Source organism: Kribbella sp. (assembly GCF_035655035.1).
GTDB lineage: Bacteria > Actinomycetota > Actinomycetes > Propionibacteriales > Kribbellaceae > Kribbella.
Genome location: NZ_DASRVN010000183.1, coordinates 1 through 2,812, shown reverse-complemented (window position 1 = coordinate 2,812; position 2,812 = coordinate 1). Strand labels below are relative to the sequence as shown.

3 protein-coding genes are annotated in these 2,812 nt (G+C 71.2%); all 3 read left to right on the top strand.

Annotation, left to right across the window (positions count from 1 at the left end; genetic code table 11):
• A partial coding sequence (locus VFF46_RS10890) for a hypothetical protein (RefSeq protein ID WP_325036954.1) occupies nt 1-1,237 on the top strand: 1,237 nt, incomplete at its 5' end.
• The gene (locus VFF46_RS10885) at nt 1,237-2,061 is read left to right on the top strand and encodes a hypothetical protein (RefSeq protein WP_325036953.1); all 825 of its coding nucleotides are present in this window, start codon (nt 1,237-1,239) and stop codon (nt 2,059-2,061) included. The genes VFF46_RS10890 and VFF46_RS10885, both read left to right, overlap by 1 nt.
• On the top strand, nt 2,054-2,812 hold a 759-nt coding region (locus VFF46_RS10880; RefSeq protein WP_325036952.1), incomplete at its 3' end, for a hypothetical protein. The genes VFF46_RS10885 and VFF46_RS10880, both read left to right, overlap by 8 nt.

Sequence of the window (2,812 nt, the reverse complement as noted above, 5' to 3'; positions counted from 1 at the left end):
CCCGGGCCTCGGCGAATCCGCCGTACCACGTCGCCTCTACGGCGTGCGCGACCAGGACCTGACGCTGGCGACCAGCGTCCGCGAGGTCGGCTGGGTCGACGGCAAGCTGTCGGTCAAGGGCACCGCGGAGATCCGCCACGTGGAGACCGGCGGTACGTCGACGCTGCGGATCGCGCTGGTCGTCGACAAGACGCAGTACCCGCTGGAGGTACGGCGGTATCCCGCGCTGGACCTGCACGGGACGAAGACGCTGGTCGGGTTCGAGGTGCTGCTCGACCGCGAGGTGCTCGCCGAGTGCACGGGTGCCCCGGCGCACTTCGAGGTCTGCATGCGGTCCGGGCGGCGGGAACGCAAGGGCATGCTCGGCGGTCAGGGACCGGGAAGCCCGGGCTGGCCGCCCGGCGCCTGGATCGACGCCACGAACTGGATCCAGCCGGGCCCGGGGAAGTACGGCTGGTTCTCGCTGCGGCGGCTGACCGATCCGTGTCGGCTCACCGCGTTCGAGCAGACCGGCGACGAGCTGGTGCTGCACGGGCGGTCGCCGTTCGACGAGCCTTCGCTGTTCCTGAGCCGCCCGGTCGTCGGCGGCGAGGAGGAGGTCCCGCTGGAGCTGGACGGGCGCGACTTCACCGCCCGGTTGCCGATCCGGGACATCCTCGACGCGGCCAACCACGACGACCCGTTCGGCCGCCGGACGACTCGCGTGTTCCGGGTCCACGGGCCCGAGGAGCAGCAGCGGGTGCTGTTGTGGACCGCGGGCGACACGGCGCTGACCCGGGTCGTGGGCGATCGCATGGTCACGCTGACCCGGTCGACCGGCGGGTACGTGAACCTGCACGAGTCGCCGATCCGGACGACCGCGCTCTCGGCTGTTGTCGACGGTAACCAGCTGGTCGTGTCCGGCGCGGGCGGTGACGCCACCTTCAGCTGGCGGCGGTACCTGACCGACTCCGACGACCACCTCGACGTCCCTTGCCGGCACGCGGTGACCGCGGACGGCTGGTCGGCGGCCGCCGACGTCGAGGCGCTCGTCCCGGTGACCGCCGTACAGGTCTCCGTCGATCCGCTGGCCGCGCTGGCCGACTGGATCCTGTTCGCAACGTCCGCCGACGGTACGGCGTACGCCGTCCAGTGCGAGCCGTTCCTGTGCAGCCGGTTGCCGCTGGCAATCACGCACGGGTCGCACGCGCTCGCCGTCCGACCCCATGCCGGCACTCTGCACGTCGAGGTGCGCTGATGCATCACCACAACCACTACTACGGTCAGACGCACATCCTGTCCCGGTACGCCGGGTTCGACTTCGACCACCCGCCGCGGCTGCGGGGCTACCTGCAGCACGGCTGGAACATCGGCTGCGGGTGGAACCCGGTGCACGAGTTCTACGACGGCGCGTGGCGGTTCACCTGGAGCGATGCGCCGCGTCGTCGCGGGCACGCGCTCGGGCGGCGGAACTACCACAGCATCGGTGCGCCGTTCCTGTACCTGATGGAGCTCGAGCCGGAGCCTGAGGAGCCGGTGGAGCGCGAGGGCACGTTGTGGTTCCTCTTCCACGGGTGGGAGGGCGGCAAGATCCACGGCGACCACCAGCGGCTGATCGACGAGATCCGCGAGACCGAGGACGGTCCGGTCACGTTCAGCCTGTACTACACGGAGTTCGACCGGCCAGAGGTGCGCGGGTTCTACGAGGACGCCGGGTTCCGGGTGGTGTCGTTCGGGCGCCGCGGGTTCTCGTACGAGGGGACCGAGCGGCGGTTCCTGTTCAAGCAGCTGGCCGAGCTGCGCAAGCACAAGCGGGTCGCGGCGAACCGGTTGTCGACGGCAATCTTCTACGGCGTCGCGGCCGGATGCGAGCCGGCCGTGTACGGCGATCCGATGGAGATGGACGGCGAGAACCCGTTGTTCGGCGGGCAGAGCCGGATCGAGCGGCTGTGGCCGGAGATGCTCGGCAAGACCGTCGACCTCGAAGCCGCCCGCGCGACCACCGACCTCGAACTCGGTCGCCCCTGGATGATGCCCGCCGCGGAACTGCGGTCGCTGTTCGATTGGAGAGAGCGTGTCTGAAGTCCAGGTCGTCCGCGGGGAGATGCAGCCGTGGACGGATCGTACGACGGCCCGGCCGGCGCTGGCCGCGTTGCTGACCGACGTCGTGCCCGCCAACCGGCGGACGCTGATCCTCGGGCCGCACGCGCCGCAGCTGATCGAGTCGGTGCTCGCGCACTCCGCCGACGTGACGATCCTGGTCCGGTCGGTCGCGGACGCGCAGCAGCTCGGCGAGGACTTCGGGCCGTGCCTGCAGGTGATCGCGGGCGCACTGGACGGGCTGCAGACGGCGCCGTACGACGTGATCATCGCGTCGGACGGGCTCGACCGGGTGCTCGGGTACGACAGCGTGGACATGTCGTGGAGCGAGCGGCTGGCGGCGGTTGTCGCACTGGCCGTGCCGGACGCGGTCGTCGTACTCGGGCTGGAGAACGAGTTCTCGCTGCTGAACCTGCTCGACAGCCGCCCGGCCGACGAACGCCACGGCGACGACGAGTGGCGCCCACTGCACGACGACCCGACCCGCCCGGTCTCCGTCGAGCAACTCACCCACGCACTGCCGTGGCCGGCGGAGGTGTACGCCGACTTCGCGTCCCGCACGTACCTCCGCGCGGACGTCGCCGCCGCAGCTCGCCCCGGTGAACTCCCGACCCGCCTGGCAGTAGCCGCGGTCGAGCAGACCGACGTACCCCTGCTGTCGCCCGCCCACGAAGGCACCGACACCGCCGCCCGCGCCGGCCTCCTCGCCGCCATCCCCACCGGCTGGCTGGCC

What these genes read in the sequence shown, in the direction of transcription:
- VFF46_RS10885 (WP_325036953.1), top strand. Translation starts at nt 1,237, where the DNA reads ATGCATCACCACAACCACTACTACGGTCAGACGCACATCCTGTCCCGG.